Source organism: Pseudomonas sp. GM30, from assembly GCF_000282275.2.
In the GTDB taxonomy this organism is placed as follows: Bacteria; Pseudomonadota; Gammaproteobacteria; order Pseudomonadales; family Pseudomonadaceae; genus Aquipseudomonas.
This window is the reverse complement of sequence record NZ_AKJP02000026.1, coordinates 255014-276123: the sequence shown is the minus strand read 5'-3', so window position 1 is coordinate 276123 and position 21110 is coordinate 255014. Positions and strand designations below refer to the sequence as shown.

The window sequence follows — 21110 nt, the reverse complement described above, 5'->3', positions numbered from 1 at the left end:
ACTCCCGGGTTTCGACAGTTCGACAAGGCTGCCCCATGTCCACTCGGTCTACAGTTGACGAAGCACGGTTCCGTAAACTCCTGACGCGCAACATCAGTCTGCCCTTGGGCGTTGGCGCGATCAGTGCGGTGTTTTTCATTTCGCTGATCACCTATTTGCTCTCGGTGATTCAGTGGGTGGAACACACCGACCGGGTGATCAACAACGCCAACGAAGCGGTGAAACTCACCGTGGACCTGGAAACCGGCATGCGCGGCTTCCTGCTCAGCGGCGACGAGCACTTCCTCGACCCGTACGAGACTGCCAAGCCGCGGATCAACGTGGCGCTCAACACTTTACTCGAACTGACCGCCGACAACCCGGTGCAGACCGATCGTCTGCGTCGTTTGCAGGCATTGCAGACCGAGTGGAGCAATTACGCGCAATCGATGATCGACCTGCAGCGCTCCAGCGGCGACTATCGAGCGGCGGTCAAGGCCGGGCGCGGCAAGCGCCTGACCGACGAGATCCGCAAACAGTTCGAAGACGTGATCGACATGGAGCAGCAGTTGCGCACCACGCGTAACGAAGACGTGCGCCGCACGACGATCTGGAGCATCACTCTGTACCTGCTGTTTATAGCCGGGATCAGCGGTTTGCTGGCCTATGTCGGTCGCCGCGATCTGGTCAGCCTGTCGGACAGCTACAGCGCCAACCTCGCCGCGCAGCAGGCCAGTGCCGAGCGTCTGGAGCGTCAGGCGTGGATGCGCAGCGGCCAGACCGAGCTGGCAGAGCAGGTGCTGGGGCAACTGACGCTCAACCTGCTGGGGCGCAATATTCTGCAGTTCTGCGCGCAATACCTCGGCACTGCGGTGGCGGCGCTGTACGTGCGCGAAGAGCACGGCGGCCTCAAACGCGTGGCGTCCTATGGGTTCTCCCGTGAACAGGAAGAAAAAGATCAGCAGATCTACAGCGGCGAAGGCATCGTCGGCCAGGTTGCCCAGCAGGGACAACTGATTCGTCTGGATTCGGTACCGGCCGACTATTTCAAAGTCAGCTCCGGCCTGGGCGCGGGCCTGCCGCACAGTGTGCTGGTGGTGCCGACCAGTGATGATGACCGGGTCAACGGCGTGATCGAACTGGGCTTCCTGCGCCCGCTGACTCAGCGCGATGTCGAATTGCTGGAACTGATTGCCGGCAACATCGGCACCTCGATCGAAGCGGCACGTTATCGCCAGCGCCTGCAGGAAGTGCTGGCCGAAACCCAACAGCTCAACGAAGAGTTGCAGGTGCAGCAGGAAGAGCTGAAAACCGCCAACGAAGAGCTGGAAGAACAGTCGCGGATTCTCAAGGAATCCCAGGCGCATCTGGAAACCCAGCAAGTCGAGCTGGAGCAGACCAACGAGCAACTGGCCGAACAGGCGCAAACCCTGGCCGAGCAGCGCGACGCCATGGACCAGAAGAACACCGAACTCAATCAGGCACAGGTGCAGCTTGAAGAACGCGCCGAAGAGCTGCAGCGTTCGAGCAAGTACAAGTCCGAATTCCTCGCCAACATGTCCCACGAACTGCGCACACCGCTGAACAGTTCGCTGATCCTCGCCAAGTTGCTGGCCGAGAACCCGCAGGACAATCTGACGGCCGAGCAGGTCAAGTTTGCCGAGTCGATCTATTCGGCGGGCAACGATCTGCTGAACCTGATCAATGACATTCTCGACATTTCCAAGGTCGAGGCCGGCAAGCTGGAAGTGATCCCGGAAAACACCAGCGTCGCGCGCCTGGCCGACGGTCTGCGCAGCGTGTTCGAACCGCTGGCGGCGGACAAGCAACTGACGTTCAGCGTCGAGTTGCAGCCGGATGCGCCGATCATGCTGTACACCGATCGCCAGCGTCTGGAACAGGTGATCAAGAACCTGCTGTCCAACGCCGTGAAGTTCACCGAACACGGCGCGGTCAGCCTGACCATCGCCGGCCAGCCGAACGAACGCATTGCGTTCATCGTGCGTGATTCGGGGATCGGTATCGCGGCGGATCAGCAGGAAAGCATCTTCGAAGCGTTCCGCCAGGCTGACGGCACCACCAACCGCAAGTACGGTGGCACCGGTCTGGGGTTGTCGATCTCGCGCGATCTGGCAGCCCTGCTTGGCGGCTCGATCAGCGTCAGCAGCGCGCCGGGGCAGGGCAGTGTGTTTACCCTGGTGTTGCCGCAGCAATACAGCGAGCCAGGTGACAGCCCTGCGATCCCGCTGACCTTCACTGCGCCGGTATCGGCTCCGGCGCCGGTGGTGCAGCCGCCATCGATCGCGGTGTCGCCACTGGCGCCGGTGCACATCCCGCGGTTTGCCGATGACCGTGGCAAGGCGCCGTTCGCCACGCGCTGCATTCTGGTAGTGGAAGACGAGCCGAACTTCGCCCACATCCTTTACGACCTGGCCCACGAACTGGGCTATCAGTGCCTGGTGGCCCACGGTGCCGACGAAGGTTACGACCTGGCCCGCGAGTTCGTACCGGACGCGATTCTGCTCGACATGCGTCTGCCGGATCACTCCGGTCTGACCGTGCTGCAACGCCTGAAAGAACACGCCGAAACCCGGCACATTCCGGTGCATGTGATCTCGGTCGAAGACCGTGTCGAAGCGGCGATGCACATGGGCGCGATCGGTTATGCGGTCAAGCCGACCACCCGCGAAGAACTCAAGGACGTGTTCGCCCGTCTCGAAGCCAAGCTGACCCAAAAGGTCAAGCGCGTGCTGCTGGTTGAAGATGACGATCTGCAACGCGAAAGCATTGCCCGCCTGATCGGTGACGAGGACATCGAAATCACCGCCGTCGGTCTGGCGCAAGACGCGCTGGAGAAACTGCGCACGACGATTTACGACTGCATGGTGATCGACCTGAAATTGCCGGACATGCTCGGCAACGATCTGCTCAAGCGCATGTCGACCGAGGACATCTGCTCGTTCCCGCCGGTGATCGTCTATACCGGACGCAACCTGACCCGCGATGAAGAGGCCGAGCTGCGCAAGTATTCGCGCTCGATCATTATCAAGGGCGCGCGCTCGCCGGAACGTCTGCTGGATGAGGTGACACTCTTTCTGCACAAAGTCGAATCGCAGTTGTCCCATGAACGGCAGAAGATGCTCAAGACTGCGCGCAGTCGCGACAAGGTCTTCGAAGGCCGCAAGGTGCTGCTGGTGGACGACGATGTGCGTAACATCTTCGCCCTGACCAGTGCGCTGGAGCACAAGGGCGCAGTCGTGGTGATCGGCCGTAATGGTCGCGAAGCGATTGATAAGTTGAATGAAGTCGAGGACATCGATCTGGTGCTGATGGACGTGATGATGCCGGAGATGGATGGTTTTGAAGCCACCATTGAAATCCGCAAGGATCCGCGCTGGCGCAAGCTGCCGATCATCGCCGTGACGGCCAAGGCCATGAAGGACGATCAGGAGCGCTGCCTGCAGGCGGGCGCCAACGATTATCTGGCCAAGCCCATTGATCTGGATCGCCTGTTCTCGTTGATTCGCGTGTGGTTACCGAAGATGGAACGCATTTAGTGGATAGCAGTCACTCCGCGGAGCGCAACAGCGAAATCGAATTACGCCTGTTGATTGAGGCCATCTACCTCAAGTACAGCTACGATTTTCGCGATTACTCAGGCGCTTCGATCAAGCGTCGGGTGCAGCACGCCTTGAACCAGTTCGAATGCGCGACCATTTCGGCGTTGCAGGAGAAAGTGCTGCACGATCCCACCGCGTTCATGCAGTTGCTGCAGTTGCTGACGATCCCGGTCAGCGAGATGTTCCGCGATCCGTCGCACTTTCTGGCGATCCGCAAGGAAGTAGTGCCGCTGCTGCGCACCTATCCGTCGCTGAAGATCTGGATCGCCGGGTGCAGCACCGGCGAGGAGGTCTATTCGATGGCGATTCTGCTGCGCGAAGAAGGCCTGCTCGACCGCACCATCATCTACGCCACCGACATCAACCCGCGCTCGCTGGACAAGGCCAAGCAGGGGATTTTCTCGATGGAGAACGTGCGCGCCTACACCGCCAATTACCAGCAGGCCGGCGGCCAGCGCTCCTTTGCCGATTACTACACGGCTGCGTACGGCTACGCGATCTTCGACAAGAGCCTGTGCGAGAACGTGACGTTCGCCGACCACAGCCTGGCGACGGACAGCGTGTTCTCCGAAACGCAGCTGATTTCCTGCCGCAACGTACTGATTTACTTCAACAAGAAACTTCAGGACCGTGCCTTCGGTCTGTTTCACGAATCGCTGTGTCACCGTGGCTTTCTGGTGTTGGGCAGCAAGGAAACGCTGGATTTTTCCGGCTACTCGAATCAGTTCGAACCGTTGGTCAAACAAGAACGGATCTACCGCAAATTATGAACGATGCCGTGGATTTGCCTCGCGTCGAGGCCATCGTGGTCGGTGCTTCGGCCGGTGGGGTCGAGGCCCTGCTGACCCTGCTCGCGCCGCTGCGCCTAGGGTACGTGTTGCCGATCATTGTCGTGTTGCACCTGCCGGAGGAGCGCCGCAGCCAATTGGCCGAGGTGTTCGCCCGGCGGCTGATGCTGCCGGTGGAGGAGGCGAGCGACAAACAGGACATCGCTCCCGGCACGGTTTACTTCGCTACCCCCGGTTATCACCTGTCGGTGGAACAGGATCGCAGTCTGTCGCTGAGCCTTGAAGACCGCGTGCACCATTCCCGTCCGGCCATTGATTATTTGTTTGAATCCGCCGCGGATGTTTACGGCGAAACCCTGGCTGCCGTGTTGCTGACCGGCGCCAATCACGATGGTGCTCGCGGCCTGGCGCAAGTCAAGCGACGCGGCGGACTGACCATTGTTCAAGACCCGCAGGACGCACAGGTCGCCACCATGCCTCAGGCTGCGCTGAAAATTCAGCAGCCCGACCATGTCCTACCCATTCACGGCATCGGCCGTCTGCTTGTCGAGCTGGAACGAATCGCATGCTGAGTAATATCCAGGCCAAATTGCTGATCGTCGACGATCTGCCGGAGAACCTGCTGGCCCTCGAAGCGCTGATCAAGCGCGAGGATCGCACGGTGTACAAGGCGCTGTCGGCGGACGAAGCACTTTCGCTGCTGCTGCAACACGAGTTCGCCATGGCCATCCTCGACGTGCAGATGCCGGGGATGAACGGCTTCGAACTCGCCGAGTTGATGCGCGGCACCGAAAAAACCAAAAACATTCCGATCATCTTTGTCAGCGCCGCCGGCCGTGAACTGAACTATGCGTTCAAGGGTTACGAAAGCGGGGCGGTGGACTTTCTGCACAAGCCGCTGGATATCCACGCGGTGAAGAGCAAGGTCAATGTGTTCGTCGACCTGTACCGCCAGAGCAAGGCCATGAAGCAACAGGTCGAAGCCCTGGAGCAGGCGCGTCGCGAACAGGAAGCGCTGCTGCAGCAACTGCAAAGTACGCAGCTGGAGCTGGAGCAGGCGGTGCGTATGCGCGATGACTTCATGTCAATCGTCGCCCACGAAGTGCGCACACCGCTCAATGGCCTGATACTCGAAACCCAGTTGCGCAAGATGCACCTGGCGCGGGACAACGCCGCGGCGTTCACCCTCGACAAGATGCACGCGATGGTTGATCGCGACGAGCGCCAGATCAAAAGCCTGATCCGGCTGATCGAAGACATGCTCGACGTTTCACGTATCCGCACGGGCAAGCTGTCGATCCGGCCGAATCGTTTCGACCTGACGCAACTGGTGAGCAACCTGCTGCAGAATTTCGCCCAGCAGATAGAGGCGGCGGAGACCGAAGTGTCGTTCACCGCGCCGGAGCCGGTGGAAGGTTGCTGGGACGAATTTCGCATCGAGCAGGTGGTGTCCAACCTGCTGACCAATGCCTTGCGCTACGGCGGTCGCAGCCCGATTCAGGTGCGCGTGTACCGTGAGGGCGACGAGGCGCGGGTCGAGGTTCAGGACCGGGGCATCGGCATCAGCGAAGAGAACCAGAAGCGTATTTTCCAACAGTTCGAACGGGTTTCCGCCAAGACGGTAGTGGCTGGTCTCGGGCTGGGTCTGTTCATTTCCGAGCAGATCGTCGCCGCCCATGGCGGTTCCATCGTCGTCGAGAGCCAAATCAACGAAGGCGCCCTGTTTCGCGTTTGTCTGCCAATCCAGGAAAACGGCATATCCGACGCAACCTCTGAGTGACCGCACGGTCGTATCAGCAGCTATTGACCGAACAAAGGCTTCCCATGAGCGTAGATGCACAAGATGTAGTACTCGTCGTCGAGGACGAACCGGTTATCTTGATGGTGCTGACAGATTACCTGTCGGGGCAGGGGTACCGCGTGTTGCAGGCCGAAAACGGCGAGCAGGCGTTCGAGATTCTCGCGAGCAAGCCGCATCTGGACATGCTGATCACTGACTTCCGCCTGCCGGGCGGGATCTCCGGCGTGCAGATCGCGGAGCCGGCAGTAAAACTGCGCCCGGATCTGAAGGTAATCTTCATCAGCGGCTATCCGCAGGAAATCCGCGAGACCGGCAGCCCGATCACGCAAAAGGCGCCGATCCTGGAAAAACCGTTCGATCTGGACGTCTTGCAGGAAAAGATTCAGGAATTGCTGGCCTGATCCATAGCGGCTGATATTCCCCATGTAGGAGCTGCCGCAGGCTGCGATCTTTTGATCTTGTTTTTAAGATCAAAAGATCGCAGCCTGCGGCAGCTCCTACAGTTGTTTTTGGGGGATCAGTTCTTGATCATCTCGCGGACTTTGGCGGTCAGCAGATCGAAAGTGAACGGCTTGGTGATCATCTGCATGCCCGGGTCGAGGAAGCCACCGCGCACTGCGGCGTGCTCGGCATACCCGGTGATGAACAGCACCTTCAATCCCGGCCGATACTGGCGGCCGATTTCCGCCAGTTGCCGGCCGTTCATGCCCGGCAGGCCGACGTCGCTGATCAGCAGGTCGATGCGCTGCGTCGAGTTGAGGATCGGCATTGCACCATCGGCATCGCCGGCTTCGACAAACGCATAGCCCAGCTCACTGAGCACCGCGCTGACCAGTACGCGCACGGCGGGGTCGTCCTCGACGATCAACACGGTTTCGCCGTCCAGCGCTTCCGGGGCCTGTTGAACATCGGACACCGGATGCTCCAGCTCTTCGCCGCGAAAGCGCGGCAGGTAGAGTTTGACCGTGGTGCCCTGATCGATTTCGCTGTCGATCGAGACATGACCACGGGACTGCTTGCTGAAGCCGTAGATCATCGACAGGCCCAGCCCGGTGCCCTGGCCGATCGGCTTGGTGGTGAAGAACGGATCGAACGCGCGGCTGACCACACTCTGCGGCATGCCACTGCCGTTATCGGTGACGCTGAGCATCACGTAGTCGCCGGGTTCGAGATTCGGGTAGGCCTCGGTGAACTCCGGCTTAAGCACTTGGTTGCTGGTTTCGACCACCAGTTTGCCGCCCTCGGGCATCGCATCACGGGCGTTGAGTACCAGGTTGAGCAGGGCGCTTTCCAGTTGATTGGGATCCGCTTCGGCGATCCATAACTGGTCGTTAAGGCGCATCTCCAGCTGGATACTTTCGTTGAGGCTGCGCTGCAGCAGCTCGCCCATCGACAGCACCAGTGTGTTCATCTGCACGGCTTTGGAGTCCAGCGATTGCCGGCGGGAAAACGCCAGCAAACGGTGGGTCAGGCCGGCCGCGCGGTTGGCTGACGTGACCCCCAGGTCGATCAGGCTGTCGAGGTCATCAAGGCGTCCGCGAGCCAGCCGCCGGCGCAGCAGTTCAAGGCTGCCGATAATCCCGGTGAGCATGTTGTTGAAGTCATGGGCGATGCCGCCGGTCAGCTGACCGACCGCTTCCATCTTCTGCGACTGACGCAAGGCTTCTTCGTTGTGGCGAAGTTGTGCGGTGCGTTCTTCGACCTGCTGCTCAAGAGTTTCCAGGGTCGATTGCAGTCGGCGTTCGCTTTCACTCAGATCAATCAGGCGATCGCGGGCTTCGTACTGTCGTCGTCGCCCGCGCAGGGCGGTCGAGACCAGACTGACCAGGGTCGCCGGATGAAACGGGCGCTCAAGGAACGTGACGTTGCCCAGCAGTTTGCTCATGCGCGAGGAGGGGCCCGGTTCCGGGCCGCCGTGATGGGTGAGCAAGACGATCGGCAGATCCGACCAGGCCGGCTGCTGTTCCAGAAAGTGCAGAAGACTTTCCAGCTCGGGACCACGCAGGGCTTCGGTAGCAATCAACAAGAGCCCGGCACCGGGCTCCAGTTCTGCGCACAGTGCGCCCAGATCCGGGGTGATGACGCCGCCATAACCCGCCTCATTGAGGATCATCAGCGCCACTTGGCTGTCCCGACCCATGGGCGCCAGAATCAGCGCCCGTTCCGGCAGTGATACGGAAGCTGTCACAAGGTTTCTTCCCGCAACAGCGGATTGCTCGCGCCAAGGTAAGTCGGTACGCCCCGCAACACACCCTGGAACGCTTCCAGCGGTTCGCCAATGGTCATGCCCTGGCTCGAAATGCGGTATTCACGGATGGTCGACTCGTGGTTGCCGGTGCGTTTCTTGATGATGGAAATGGCTCGGCGGACCTTGCCGATGGCTTCGAAGTAGCGCAGCAGGATCACCGTGTCGGCCAGGTAAGTAATATCGACCGGCGCCTGCATGTCACCGACCAGGCCATGCTGGGCAACCGTCATGAAGGTCGCCGCGCCTTTGCGGTTCAGATACAGCAGCAGCTCGTGCATGTGCAGCACCAGCGCATTTTCTTCCGGCATCGCGGCTTGATAGCCGTTGATACTGTCGATGACCACGGTCTTGATATTGCCTTCATCGACGCAGCGGCGCACCCGGTGCGAGAACTCGCCGGGGGACAGCTCGGCGGCGTCGACCTGATCGATCAGCAGGTTGCCGGTGGCTTGCAGGGCCTTGAGGTCGATGCCGATATTTTTCATGCGCTCGAACAGCAGGCCCAGCTCTTCATCAAAGATGAACAGCGCCGCTTTTTCGCCGCGTGCTACGGCGGCGGCGGCGAAGATCATCGAAATCAGCGATTTGCCGGTACCGGCCGGGCCGAGAATCAGCGTGCTGGATCCGGTCTCGATGCCGCCGCCGAGCAGGGCGTCCATTTCCTTGATGCCGCTGGTCAATTGCAGGCGCGGATAGTCGCCACGGTGTTCGGCAGCGACCAGTCGCGGGAACACATGCACGCCGTCGCCCATGATGGTGAAGTCGTGGTAACCGCCACGGTATTTCTGGCCGCGATACTTGACGATGCGCACGCGGCGGCGCTCGGCGCCGTAATTGGGCGTCAGTTCTTCGAGGCGGATCACCCCGTGAGCGACGCTGTGCACCGTCTTGTCGAGGGACTCGGTGGTCAGGTCGTCAAGCAGCAGCACGGTGGCGTCGTAACGCACGAAGTAATGTTTGATCGCCAGAATCTGACGGCGGTAGCGCAGCGAACTCTGCGCCAGCAGGCGGATTTCCGACAGACTGTCGAGCACCACGCGGGTCGGCTTGAAGCGCTCGACCACTTCGAAAATCTGCTTGGTGGCTTCGCCCAGCTCCAGGTCGGAGGAGTACAGCAGGCTTTGCTGATGCTCGGCGTTGAGCAGACTTTCGGGTGGCGTCAGCTCGAAGATTTCAATGTTCTCGTTCAGCTCCCAACCGTGGGAGGCCGCACCTTGGCGCAATTCACGCTCGGTTTCCGACAGCGTGATGTACAGGCAGCGTTCGCCGGCACGGGCGCCCGCCATCAGGAAATGCAACGCGACGGTGGTTTTGCCTGTACCGGGTTCACCTTCGAGCAAAAACACGTGCCCTCGGGACAGACCACCGGCAAGGATGTCATCCAGGCCAATGATGCCGGTGGCGGCTTTTGCACTGATCAACTCGTTGGACGTAGACAAAGAATGCCCTCTCATGACTAGGGGAATCGAGGCAGCAGGCTGTATCAGCCGTTGTGCTCTACCTGATTACTTGACCGCTGCCAGTCATGACGGTTCCGAGGTTTCGATATCAAAATGTCATTGAATCAGCGGGTAAAGGCTCAAAGGCCCTGCTGCAATGCCGGGTCATCAGGGTTCATCTGTTCCAGTTGCGCCAGCAGAATCTGCACGTTCTGCAACTGGCCGCTTTCCTTCCAGTAATTGATCAGCAGCACCCGTGCCTTGCGGTCGGCGGGGTGGCGCTGGACGACTTCCTGCAACTGCTTTTGCGCCGCTTCCAGCTCTTCGGCGGCGTGCAGGGTGGTGGCGAGGTCGTAGCGGTAATCCTTGTTGTCCGGCTCAAGTTCCACCGCTTTGGACAACCCGAGCAGGGCAAACTCACGCTGGCCGTGGTGCAACAGCCACAGCCCGAGCGCGTGCTGCAGGTAGGCGGAATCCGGTTGCGCCTGCAGTTGTTTGGCGAGCAACTGGCGAGCGGCGTCGCTCTGGCCCTGACGGTCGAGAACATCGATCTGCATTACCAGCGCCGGCAGATTGCCCGGCTCCAGCCGCAGGGTGTTGTCCAGCGCTTGCTGGGCCTGTTTGAGTTCGGCGTTGTGCAGATACAGGCGCGCCAGTTGTGCATAGGTGGCGGCGCTTTCCGGCTGCCCCTTGAGCGCTTGTTCCCAGCCATCGATGGCTTGCTGCAGCGGGGCGAAATACAGACCGAGTTCATCCGGCGTCAGGCCGAGCAGGGCGTTGATCGCGGCGAATCGTACGCTTTGGTCTTCATCGTCGAGCATCGGCCCGAGCAACAGACTGCGTTGTCCGCCGGGCACCAGTCCGACCACACTTTGAATCGCCGCCAGCCGTACTTCGGGGGCTTCATTCTGCAGGTGAGCGTCGGCCAGTTTCAGCGCTTGCGGGCTTGGGTAGTTGGGCAGCTCGGCCAGCAGCCAGACACTGCGTTTAACCGACAGGTCCGGGCGTCCCAGCTGCTGATACAACTGCCTCGCGGCTCCCGGCTGACCGGAACGGGCCGCCGTCAGGGCTTCGCTGTAGCCGCGCTTGATCGCTTCTGGCACCACTGGGGCGGTGGAGCGCAGGGATAACCAGGCAATGACGACGAGCAGCACAAGGCCAAGGCTGATGAGCAGGTAGCGGCGGGACTGAGGCATGCAGATTTCCGTGAACTGGCGTTCTATAGCAGAGGGGCAAGCTTCGGTCAGAGAAGGCCATGAGTCAAACCCGTGCTTGCGAATTGACCTGCAGGAGCTGCCGCAGGCTGCGATCTTTTGATCTTGTTTTTTAAAAGCAACATCAAAAGATCGCAGCCTGCGGCAGCTCCTACAGGGGCGGGCATAAAAAAGCCCCGCGACCGAATGATACGCGGGGCAAAAAATTGGTTGGTTGCGGCCAACCAAAGGAGCTCTGTAGAGACGCTTACTTGCTGGCGACGGTTTCCGGCTGCCAGCCACCACCCAAGGCCTTGTAGATCGCGACGATGCCGCGATACAGATCAACCTCGGCCTGGGCCTGGCTGTCTTCGGCGTTCAGGCGTTCACGCTGGGCGTCGAGCAGCACGAGGAAGTCGGTGGTGCCTTCGCGGTAGCGGATTTCCGCGAGATCGGCAGCCTTGCGGCTCGATTCACTCTGACGAATCAGCGAGATCAGCCGTTGCTGACGCTTGCCGTAATCGCTGAAGGCATTTTCCGATTCTTCCAGCGCCAGCAAAACCTGTTGCTCGTAGGTGGCGAGTGCGCCTTCGGCGTCGGCATCGGCGCCGCGCAGACGCGCGCGCACGCTGCCCAGATCGAACGCCGCCCAAGTAATGCTCGGGCCGAGTGCCCAGGCGTTGGCCGCCGAGGAACCGATCTGCGAACCGCGCCCGGCCGTCCAGCCGAGGAACCCGCTGAGGCTGACCCGTGGGAACAGATCAGCTTTCGCCACGCCGATTCGCGCGGTGGCCGAGGCCAGTTTGCGCTCGGCGTTGAGGATGTCCGGCCGCCGTTGCAACAGCTCACCCGGATCGCCGATCGGCAAGGCTTTGGCAATTGCCGGCAAGTCTTTCGGGCTCAAATCCACGGTCAGTTTGTCCGGACGCTCACCGAGCAGGGTGGCGATGCGGTTTTTCTGCCGAACCTGTTCCGCCTGCAATTGCGGCACGCTGGCTTCGACCGAGGCCAGACGCGCATCGGCCCGTTCGACGTCGAGTTGATCACCGACGCCGGCGTCACGCAGGCTGATGGTGATCTTGCGCGACTCCTGCTGGTTTTCCAGGTTGGCCACGGCGATCTTCTCGCGCAATTGCGCACCGCGCAGTTGACCGTAGGCGTCGACCAGTTCGGCAATCATGGTGACTTGCAGTTGGTACAGATCGGCTTCGGCCGCCTGCTGGTCGGCGTCGCTGGCTTCCAGATTGCGCTGGATCCGCCCGAACAGGTCCAGTTCCCAGGCCATGTCCAGGCCCAGATCGTAGCGTTCGCTGTTGACCCGTTTGGTGGTCTGGCCGGGGATTTGCCCCTTGGCCAGATCACTGCTCGCGCGGCTGGTGATGGTCGGCATCGCATCGTTGCTGACGTCATCGCGGATCGCCCGGGCGGCTTTCCAACGAGCGAATGCCACGCGCAGTTGACGGTTGCCTTGCAGCGATTGCGTCACCAACTGGTTGAGGGTCGGGTCGTCGAATTGCTGCCACCAGATGCCTTCGAATTTCGAACGGTCAAAGTTCTTCTGACCGGCAGCGCCGTCGGTGGCGGTCGTAATGTTGGCCGCCTCCGTCGCCGGGGTCTTGTAGTCAGGGCCGACGGCGCAGGCGCTCAACGCCAGCACCAGCAGACTCGGCAGGAAGACTTTCAGACTCATTATTGCGCCTCCAGTGGCTTTTGCAGAGCGTGCGCTTTGGCCGCTTTGCGGGCTTCGCCGCGCTCGACGAAATTACGGATCAACACGTAGAACACTGGCGTCAGCAACAACCCGAAGAAGGTCACCCCGAGCATCCCGGAGAACACCGCCACACCCATGGCGTGACGCATCTCGGCACCGGCACCGCTGGAGAACACCAGTGGCACCACACCCATGATGAACGCGAAGGAGGTCATCAGGATCGGCCGCAGACGCAGACGGCAGGCTTCCAGTACCGCTGCCAGCGGATCGAGGCCTTCCAGCTGTTTGTCCTTGGCGAATTCGACGATCAAAATCGCGTTCTTACAGGCAAGTCCCACCAGTACGATCAGGCCGATCTGGGTGAAGATGTTGTTGTCGCCGCCGGAGACAATCACGCCGGTGATGGCCGACAGCAGGGTCATCGGTACGATCAGGATCACCGCCAGTGGCAGGCTCCAGCTTTCGTATTGAGCGGCGAGCACCAGGAACGCCAGCAGTACGCAGAGCGGGAACACGAACAGCGCAGTGTTGCCGGACAGAATCTGCTGGTAGGTCAGGTCGGTCCACTCGTAGGTCATGCCGTTTGGCAGCTCATCTTTAAGCAGTTTCTCGATGGCTTTTTCGGCTTGGCCGGAGCTGTAGCCGGGGGCTGCCGCACCGTTGATTTCTGCGGTGATGAAACCGTTGTAGTGCATCACGCGATCAGGGCCCGAGGTGTCGCTGACCTTGATGAAGGTCGCCAGCGGGATCATTTCGCCCTTGTTGTTGCGCACTTTCAGCTGGCCGATCTGGTCGGATTCGAGGCGGAACTGTTGCTCAGCCTGAACGTTGACCTGATAGGTACGCCCGAAGCGGTTGAAGTCGTTGGCATACAGCGAACCCAGGTAGATCTGCAGGGTGTCGAAGATGTCGCTGACGGCCACGCCGTGGGTCTTGGCTTTTTCGCGGTCGATGGCGGCATCGACCTGCGGCACGTTCACGGTGTAGCTGGTGAACAGCCCCGCAAGCTCAGGCACGCTGTGGCTTTTGGTGATGATGTTCATCGTCTCTTTGTACAGCTCGTCGTAGCCCAGGTTGCCCCGGTCTTCGATTTGCAGGCGGAACCCGCCAATGGTGCCCAGACCTTGTACCGGCGGCGGCGGGAAGATCGCCATGTACGCTTCCTGAATGTTCGCGTACTGACCGTTCAAGGCCCCGGCGATGGCACCGGCGGACATGCTCGGGTCTTTACGCTCATCGAACGGTTTCAGGGTCACGAACACGATGCCGGCGTTCGGGCTGTTGGTGAAGCCGTTGATCGACAAGCCCGGGAACGCTACGGCGCTTTCCACACCTGGCTGTTTCAGCGCCAGGTCGGACATGCGCTTGATCACGTCTTCGGTGCGATCCAGACTCGCGGCGTCCGGCAGTTGCGCGAAGGCCACCAGGTATTGCTTGTCCTGGCCGGGTACGAAACCGGTCGGGGTGCTGGAGAAGCCGAAGAACGTCAGCACCATCAGGCCTGCATACAACAGCAGGGCGATGCCGCTGCCACGGATGACCCGGCGCACAGTACCGACATAACCGTGGCTGGCCTTGTCAAAGAAACGGTTGAACGGACGGAACAACCAGCCACCAAAGATCTTGTCGAGCACTTTGGAGAAGCGGTCTTTCGGCGCGTCATGACTTTTCAGCAACACAGCGGCCAGTGCCGGCGACAGGGTCAGCGAGTTGAACGCGGAGATCACGGTCGAGATCGCAATGGTCAACGCAAACTGCTTGTAGAACTGCCCGGTGAGGCCGGAGATGAACGCCGCCGGCACAAACACCGCACACAGCACCAGCGCCGTGGCGATGATCGGGCCGGTCACTTCACCCATGGCCTTTTTGGTTGCATCGAACGGGTTGAGCCCCAGTTCTATGTTGCGCTCGACGTTCTCCACCACCACGATGGCGTCGTCCACGACGATACCGATCGCCAGTACCAGGCCGAACAGCGACAGGGCGTTGAGCGAGAAGCCGAACAGGTGCATCACCGCAAATGTACCGATCAACGATACCGGCACCGCCACCAACGGAATGATCGAGGCGCGCCAGGTCTGCAGGAACAGAATCACCACCAGCACCACGAGGATCAGCGCTTCGAAGAGGGTGTGAACCACCGCCTCGATCGAGCCGCGTACGAAGATCGTCGGGTCATAGACGATGCTGTAGTCCATGCCTTGCGGGAAGCCTTTCTTCAGCTCTTCCATCTTGCCGCGAACTTCGTTCGAGATATCGATGGCGTTCGAGCCTGGACGCTGGAAGATCGGGATCGCCACCGCTGGCTGGTTGTTCAGCAGCGAACGCAGGGCGTACTGGCTGGAACCGAGCTCAACGCGTGCGATGTCCTTGAGGCGAGTGATTTCACCGTTGTCGCCGGAGCGAATGATGATGTTCTCGAACTCTTCTTCAGAAACCAGACGGCCCTGAGTGTTGACCGACAGCTGGAAGCTCTGGGCATTCGGGGCAGGGGGTGCACCGAGCTGACCGGCAGCGACCTGACGGTTCTGTTCACGAATCGCCGTCACCACGTCGGTGGCGGTCAGGTTGCGCGAAGCAGTCTTGTTCGGATCAAGCCAGACCCGCAGCGAGTAATCGCCCATACCGAACAGTTGCACGTCACCGACACCACCCAGACGCGCCAGCTCATCCTTGATGTTGAGGATCGCGTAGTTGGACAGGTAGAGCATGTCGTAGCGTTTGTCCGGCGAGGTCAAGTGCACAACCATGGTCAGGTCGGGCGAGGCCTTGTCGACGGTGATACCGATGCGCGTCACTTCTTCAGGAAGTTTCGGCTCGGTCCGGGTCACCCGGTTTTGCACCTGCACCTGCGCATTGTCCAGGTCAGTGCCCAGGGCGAAGGTGATGGTCAGGGTGATCTTGCCGTCAGCGGTGGACTGCGAGGACATGTACAGCATGTTCTCGACGCCGGTGATGGCCTGCTCCAGCGGAGCGGCCACGGTTTCACCGATGACTTTGGGGTTGGCGCCCGGGAAGTTGGCACGCACCACCACGGTCGGCGGCACGACTTCCGGGTATTCGCTGATCGGCAGCTGGAACAGCGAGATCGCACCGGCGATCAGGATCAACAGCGAGAGCACCGCTGCGAAGATTGGCCGTGAAATGAAGAATTGGGAAAAATTCATCGGAGTTGTCGTCCCTTAACCGCGTGGGGTCGTAGCGGCCAGCTTCACAGCCGTACCCTGTGCACCTTTGGCGGGTGCGACTTTGGGCAGGTTGCTGGCTTCCAGCGCTTGACGTTGTTGAGCCAGCGCGGCAATGGTCTGCTCGCTGGCCATCGGGATCACTTCAGGCGTCACCGGCGAACCCGGACGTACCCGTTGCAGACCCTTGACGATGATCGTGTCGTCCTTGTTCAGACCGGTGCGCACGATGCGCAGGCCTTCGATCTTCGGCCCCAGTTCAACCGCGCGGTAGGCGGTCTTGTTGTCCGCATCCATCACCAGCACGAACTTCTTGCCCAGATCGGTGCCGACGGCTTCGTCGTTGATCAGCATGGCGTTATAGGTGCCGCTGCCGACCAGTTTCAGCCGTGCGTACAGGCCCGGGGTGTAGGTGCCGTCGCTGTTGTCGAACACCGCGCGACCACGGATGGTGCCGGTTTTCGGGTTGACCTGGTTGTCGACGAAGTTCATCTGACCGAGGTGCGGGTTGCCGTCCTCGTTGGACAGGCCCATGTACACCGGGGTGGTGGCGCCACGTTGGCCGTTGCGGGCGAGTTGGGTGTATTTGAGGAACACACGCTCGTCGGCGTCGAAGTAGGCGTAGACCTTGTCGGTGGAGACCACGCTGGTCAGCGGGGTGGTATCGGCGGTCACCAGGTTGCCGGCGGTGATCTCGGCCCGGCTGACGCGACCGCTGATGGGCGCGGTAACGCGGGTGAAGCTCAGGTTCAGCTTGGCCAGATCCAGTTGCGCTTGCAGGGCGCCGACGGCGGCGCGGGCTTCCTGGGCGGCGCTGGTGCGCGAGTCGGCCAGCTCGGCGGAGATGGCGTTGCTCGCACGCAGGCGTTCGCCACGCCCGGCTTCGTTTTCACTGCGGGTGGCGTTGGCGCGGGATTGAGCAACCAACGCTTCGAGGCGGCGCACCTCAGCCTGGAATGGACGCGGATCGATCTGGAACAGCAGGTCGCCTTTCTTGACCAGTGCGCCTTCGGTAAAGGCCACCTCGTCGATCTGGCCGGAGACCCGAGGACGGATTTCAACGGTTTCCGGCGCTTCGAGGCGCCCGGTGAATTCGTCCCACTCGTTGACCGGTTGTTCCAGCACCTTGGCCACGCTGACTTTGGCAGCGGGCAGGGTGGCGGCAGTCTCCGGAGTCTTGCCGCAAGCGCTCATCACCAGCACGGCCAACATGGCCAAGGGGAAGCGCAAATGTTTGAGTGACTGTTCCATGGAATCATCCGCCAATGTATTGAAGATGGGCGGATGATGCTCGGCGAGGTGTGATGGCACGAATCGAATGAAGCAAAGGTAACTATCATTCGGAATGATATAAGACCGATTCGAGCCCTCTAGCATGCACCTTTCGTTAGGGTGCTATCAATTGGTTTGATGACAAATGTGTGTTGCGTCACCCGTAAAAATCCAGCGGCGGCTTCAGGTACCGATTGCACAAACAAAGAGACGGCCGTAAAGGCCGTCTCGTTCAACGGGTTGCGGGGTGACTCAGTTGTTGCCTTTGCGGTTCGGCCCGAAACGGTTTGGCCCCGGCTGGCTGTCTTGCACCAGAAACACCAGATTGACGATCGGCAGCAGCAACCACCAGCCGCTGCGGTCGGTGTCGTGCATGCGGCGTGCACCGACGGCAATGCTCGGCAGCAACATCGCCAGATTGTACAGGTTGTAGAGCACACCCTTGGTGTTGAGCATGGCGTCGAGAACGCCCATGAGAATGCAGATACCCAGGTTGATCAGCACAAACATCCAGTACTCGCGACGGGTGGCGCGGCCTTTGAATTCGGCGTAATTCTTCAGCGCTTCCACGTAAGGATTGCCGGTGGTGATGGCGGGGCCGCTGGCATAGGACGGTTGAGCGGCCTGAGGTGCGCCGCACTGTGGGCATGCCACGGCCAGGCTACTAATTTCCTTGGCACAACCACGGCAGAAAACCAAGCTCATATTTTTTCCCTAAAATTATTCAATCGATAGACAGGACAAAACGAACGCGGCAAGGCCAGACAAAATGATGCCGGCGATCGCGAGGTTTCTTCCTGGGTGTTTTTGGTTGATACAGACGATGCCGCAAGTGAGGCCCGCAAGGCTGAGGATGCCCACACCGACAATCGCATCCCTGTCCCATTCGGAATCATCGAACAGGGTGAGTGCGCTGATAATCCCGAGGATCAATGAAACGATGGCCAGCCAAGGCATTTCGGCTTGCGTTTGCGGCACGCAGGCCTGTTGGGGCGCCCCGCATTGGGGGCAGGTGAGCGCCGTTTCGTGTAGCTCCTTGGCGCAAGCACGACAATAGACCATTGCCATCGTTTTCCTTAACTGAGTGCGAATGCCCGACCCTCCAACGGTCGGGGCGGCGGTAAGTTAAACTTTATTACCGGATTTGTCATTAGCACTTTGCCATCATTGCTGCCGTGGGTACGCGGGTGCGAAATGACTGAAGGCAATCGGGATTCCCTGCCAACGAGGTCATTTACTTCTTCGGCATGGTCGAACGCTTCACAGGCTCCTTGCTGCTCAAGATACGCCGCGCGGCATGCACCGCCCGCTCCGAGAGCATTTCCATGCGTGGCGATTGCAATTCCCAGGCGTGCCAATAAAGCTCTACATCGGTGAAATGGTTCGGTGCGACATCCACCAGCTCCCGACTTTTCAGCAAGTCGCTGACCTGCATGTGCGGCACCATTCCATAACCCAGGCCACGGCGTATGGCTTTCAGGCGCGCCTCCGGAAGTGACAGGTAGTGTGTGGGATAGGCGTCTGCGGTAAGACCGAAACGCGACTGCATGAACTCCGACTGCAAGGTGTCCTTGCGCGAATAGGCGAATACCGGCGCCTTGCGTGCAGTCGCGCGTGTCAGGCCCTTGGCAAACCAGCGCTGCTGAAACGCGGGCGATGCGACCAACTGATAGCGCATCGACCCCAGCAACTCGGCAAAACATCCCCGCATAGGCTGTGACCGCGTGCCGATGCAGCCAATGACCTGGCCGCTTTCCAGCAAGGCATAGGTGTGATCCTGATCGTCGACCACGACGTCGAGCAGAATATTCTCGCTGACGAAGATCTCGGCCAGTGCCGGAAAGAACCAGGTGGCCAGCGTGTCGCCATTGACCGCAATCACCACGCGTAAGTGATCCTGTTCATCGCCGCTGAGTTCGTTGAGCAGTTCTGCTTCAAGCACGGTTGCACGGCGCAGATAGAGCATCAGTTTTCTACCCGCCAGCGTCGGCTCGCAAGGGCGCCCGCGCACCACAACCGAGCTGCCGAGGCGAACTTCAAGGGCGTGTATGCGTTGCGACACCGCCGACGGTGTCACGTTAAGACGGTCTGCAGCCTTCTCGAAACTGCCGCTGTCGACCACGGCGAGGAACGCCTGCATCTGTTTTGCATCGAGTTGCATGGCCGTCGCTCTGGTTAAGTATTTCTAAACGTCACTGAAAGATACTGCGATTGTCTTCACTTCAACATGGCGCGGCTCAATCATTACTCTGCGGCGACAGTGAGGGGCTTCAACCGATACGACATTCGTCTGCAAGTGATCTCGGGTTCTGCAATTGGAACCCGCCAGGAACATCGCAGCCCTCGATCAATCGGCGGTACACACCCTGAAATTTATTGATGATTGCGCTGCTTGCGACGCTGTTGAGCGCCTGCGTGACATCTGTGCACGACTGTCATCGCGGAAAAACAGATCGACCTGATCAATGACTGCATGCGCGTCTAAGGTTACTCGGGCCAGTGAACAAGGCAGCTTGATTGATCAATACCTCGTATGCTTCTACCGCATTGGAGCAGATCAGTGTGGCTTGACCCTCTGATGATGCGTCCCCTGAACGTCGACATATTCGGCAATCGGTATCAAGACACCGACAGATGGGCACAGATCGCTTGCGTACATTCACGCGTGATCATCGAAGAGTAATACGACGTTTAAATGAGTGATTCTACGGCGACAAACTCCGGCAACTGGTACGCAGTCATTGCCTTGGCACTGGCGGCTTTCGTGTTCAACACCACCGAATTTGTCCCGGTCGGTCTGTTGAGTTCGATCGGCAGCAGCTTCGACATGTCGACCGCGCAGGTCGGTCTGATGCTGACCATCTATGCGTGGGTGGTGTCTCTGACATCGCTGCCGATCATGCTGCTGACACGTAACGTCGAACGACGGAAATTGCTGATTGTGCTGTTCGGGATGTTTATCGCCAGTCACATCCTGTCGAGTCTGGCGACCAGTTTCGGGGTGCTGCTGGTGAGCCGGATCGGTGTGGCGTTGTCGCACGCGTTGTTCTGGTCGATCACCGCGTCTCTGGCCGTACGTCTGGCGCCGCCAGACAAACAGGTTCAAGCCTTGGGCTTGCTGGCAACCGGTACTTCGCTGGCGATGGTGCTGGGCATTCCCCTCGGTCGCTTGTTGGGCGAGGCCATGGGCTGGCGTACCACGTTCATCGTGATTGCAGGCTTTGCCGCGGCGCTGGTGTTCTGCCTGGCGAAGGTGCTGCCGCTGCTGCCCAGCCAGAACTCGGGCTCGCTCAAGAGCCTGCCCATATTGCTGAAGCGACCTGCGCTGGTGGCCGTCTATGTCCTGACGGCGCTGGTGGTGACGGCACAGTTCACCGCCTACAGCTACATCGAACCGTTCGTACTGACCGTGGCCAACATGAGCGGCGATGTGGTGACGCTCCTGCTGTTGCTCTTCGGCGGCGCCGGTATTTTCGGCTCGCTGCTGTTCAGCTACCTGCACAGCTATAACCCACAACGCTTTCTGATCATTTGCGTATCGGTGCTCGCCTTGTGCCTGGCTTCGCTGTTGCCGTTGAGCGGTAACGTCTCATACCTCGGCGTGCTGAGTGTGTTCTGGGGCATGGCGATCATGGGCTTCGGCCTGGCGTTGCAGTCGAAAGTCCTGGTATTGGCGCCGGACGCCACCGACGTGGCGATGGCGCTGTTTTCAGGCATCTACAACATCGGTATCGGCGGCGGGGCACTGGTGGGCAGCTGGGTCGGCAGTCAGTTTGGTTTTGCTTACATCGGGGTGGTTGGCGGGATGCTGGCGGCGTCGGCGTTGGCGTTTTACTGTTTGTCGATTTATCGCAACGGCCGGGCTGGGGTTTGA

Annotated in this window: 15 protein-coding genes; 6 read left to right on the top strand and 9 right to left on the bottom strand. The window is 60.2% G+C overall.

Annotation, left to right across the window (positions count from 1 at the left end; translation table 11 throughout):
* Positions 1-35: 35 nt before the first annotated feature.
* Genes PMI25_RS16880 through PMI25_RS16860 form a run of 5 tightly spaced genes read left to right on the top strand, consistent with a single transcriptional unit; the run spans position 36 to position 6589 of the window.
* A complete protein-coding gene (locus PMI25_RS16880) occupies positions 36-3536 on the top strand; it encodes a response regulator (protein ID WP_007963562.1) in 3501 nt (1166 codons plus the stop codon).
* The gene (locus PMI25_RS16875) at positions 3536-4369 is read left to right on the top strand and encodes a CheR family methyltransferase (protein WP_007963561.1); all 834 of its coding nucleotides are present in this window, start codon (positions 3536-3538) and stop codon (positions 4367-4369) included. The genes PMI25_RS16880 and PMI25_RS16875 overlap by 1 nt, the downstream gene beginning before the upstream one ends.
* A complete protein-coding gene (locus tag PMI25_RS16870; protein WP_007963560.1) occupies positions 4366-4959 on the top strand; it encodes a chemotaxis protein CheB in 594 nt (197 codons plus the stop codon). The genes PMI25_RS16875 and PMI25_RS16870 overlap by 4 nt, the downstream gene beginning before the upstream one ends.
* Positions 4953-6167 carry a hybrid sensor histidine kinase/response regulator gene (locus PMI25_RS16865; RefSeq protein WP_007963559.1) on the top strand — a complete coding sequence of 405 codons (1215 nt, stop codon included), beginning with the start codon at positions 4953-4955 and terminating at the stop codon, positions 6165-6167. Before PMI25_RS16870 ends, PMI25_RS16865 begins: the two co-directional genes overlap by 7 nt.
* A gap of 44 nt (positions 6168-6211) precedes the next feature.
* Entirely contained in the window at positions 6212-6589 is a 378-nt protein-coding gene (locus PMI25_RS16860) for a response regulator (protein ID WP_007963558.1), read from the top strand.
* A gap of 116 nt (positions 6590-6705) precedes the next feature.
* Here the strand turns inward: PMI25_RS16860 and PMI25_RS16855 are convergent, their stop codons facing one another.
* From PMI25_RS16855 to PMI25_RS16815, 9 genes are all read right to left on the bottom strand, one after another.
* Positions 6706-8376, bottom strand: coding sequence for an ATP-binding protein (locus PMI25_RS16855; protein WP_007963557.1), 1671 nt, complete (start codon positions 8374-8376; stop codon positions 6706-6708).
* Positions 8373-9875, bottom strand: a complete 1503-nt coding sequence (locus PMI25_RS16850; RefSeq protein WP_007963556.1) for an ATPase domain-containing protein — start codon at positions 9873-9875, stop codon at positions 8373-8375. The genes PMI25_RS16855 and PMI25_RS16850 overlap by 4 nt, the downstream gene beginning before the upstream one ends.
* A 140-nt stretch (positions 9876-10015) precedes the next feature.
* Entirely contained in the window at positions 10016-11071 is a 1056-nt protein-coding gene (locus tag PMI25_RS16845; protein WP_007963555.1) for a tetratricopeptide repeat protein, read from the bottom strand.
* Between the two features lie 265 nt (positions 11072-11336).
* Positions 11337-12758 (bottom strand): efflux transporter outer membrane subunit, encoded by a 1422-nt coding sequence (locus PMI25_RS16840; protein ID WP_007963554.1) that lies wholly within the window; start codon positions 12756-12758, stop codon positions 11337-11339.
* A complete protein-coding gene (locus PMI25_RS16835) occupies positions 12758-15946 on the bottom strand; it encodes an efflux RND transporter permease subunit (protein WP_007963553.1) in 3189 nt (1062 codons plus the stop codon). The genes PMI25_RS16840 and PMI25_RS16835 overlap by 1 nt, the downstream gene beginning before the upstream one ends.
* A gap of 15 nt (positions 15947-15961) precedes the next feature.
* Positions 15962-17215, bottom strand: coding sequence for a multidrug efflux RND transporter periplasmic adaptor subunit MexE (gene mexE, locus PMI25_RS16830; protein WP_007963552.1), 1254 nt, complete (start codon positions 17213-17215; stop codon positions 15962-15964).
* 273 nt (positions 17216-17488) lie between these two features.
* The gene (locus PMI25_RS16825; protein WP_007963550.1) at positions 17489-17941 is read right to left on the bottom strand and encodes a DUF805 domain-containing protein; all 453 of its coding nucleotides are present in this window, start codon (positions 17939-17941) and stop codon (positions 17489-17491) included.
* Between the two features lie 15 nt (positions 17942-17956).
* Entirely contained in the window at positions 17957-18304 is a 348-nt protein-coding gene (locus PMI25_RS16820) for a hypothetical protein (protein ID WP_007963547.1), read from the bottom strand.
* A gap of 166 nt (positions 18305-18470) precedes the next feature.
* Positions 18471-19397, bottom strand: coding sequence for an HTH-type transcriptional regulator ArgP (locus PMI25_RS16815; protein ID WP_007963545.1), 927 nt, complete (start codon positions 19395-19397; stop codon positions 18471-18473).
* Between the two features lie 534 nt (positions 19398-19931).
* On the opposite strand from PMI25_RS16815, the gene PMI25_RS16810 reads away from it, so the two are divergent.
* Positions 19932-21110: a sugar transporter gene (locus PMI25_RS16810; protein ID WP_007963543.1), complete on the top strand. Its 1179-nt coding sequence runs from the start codon at positions 19932-19934 to the stop codon at positions 21108-21110.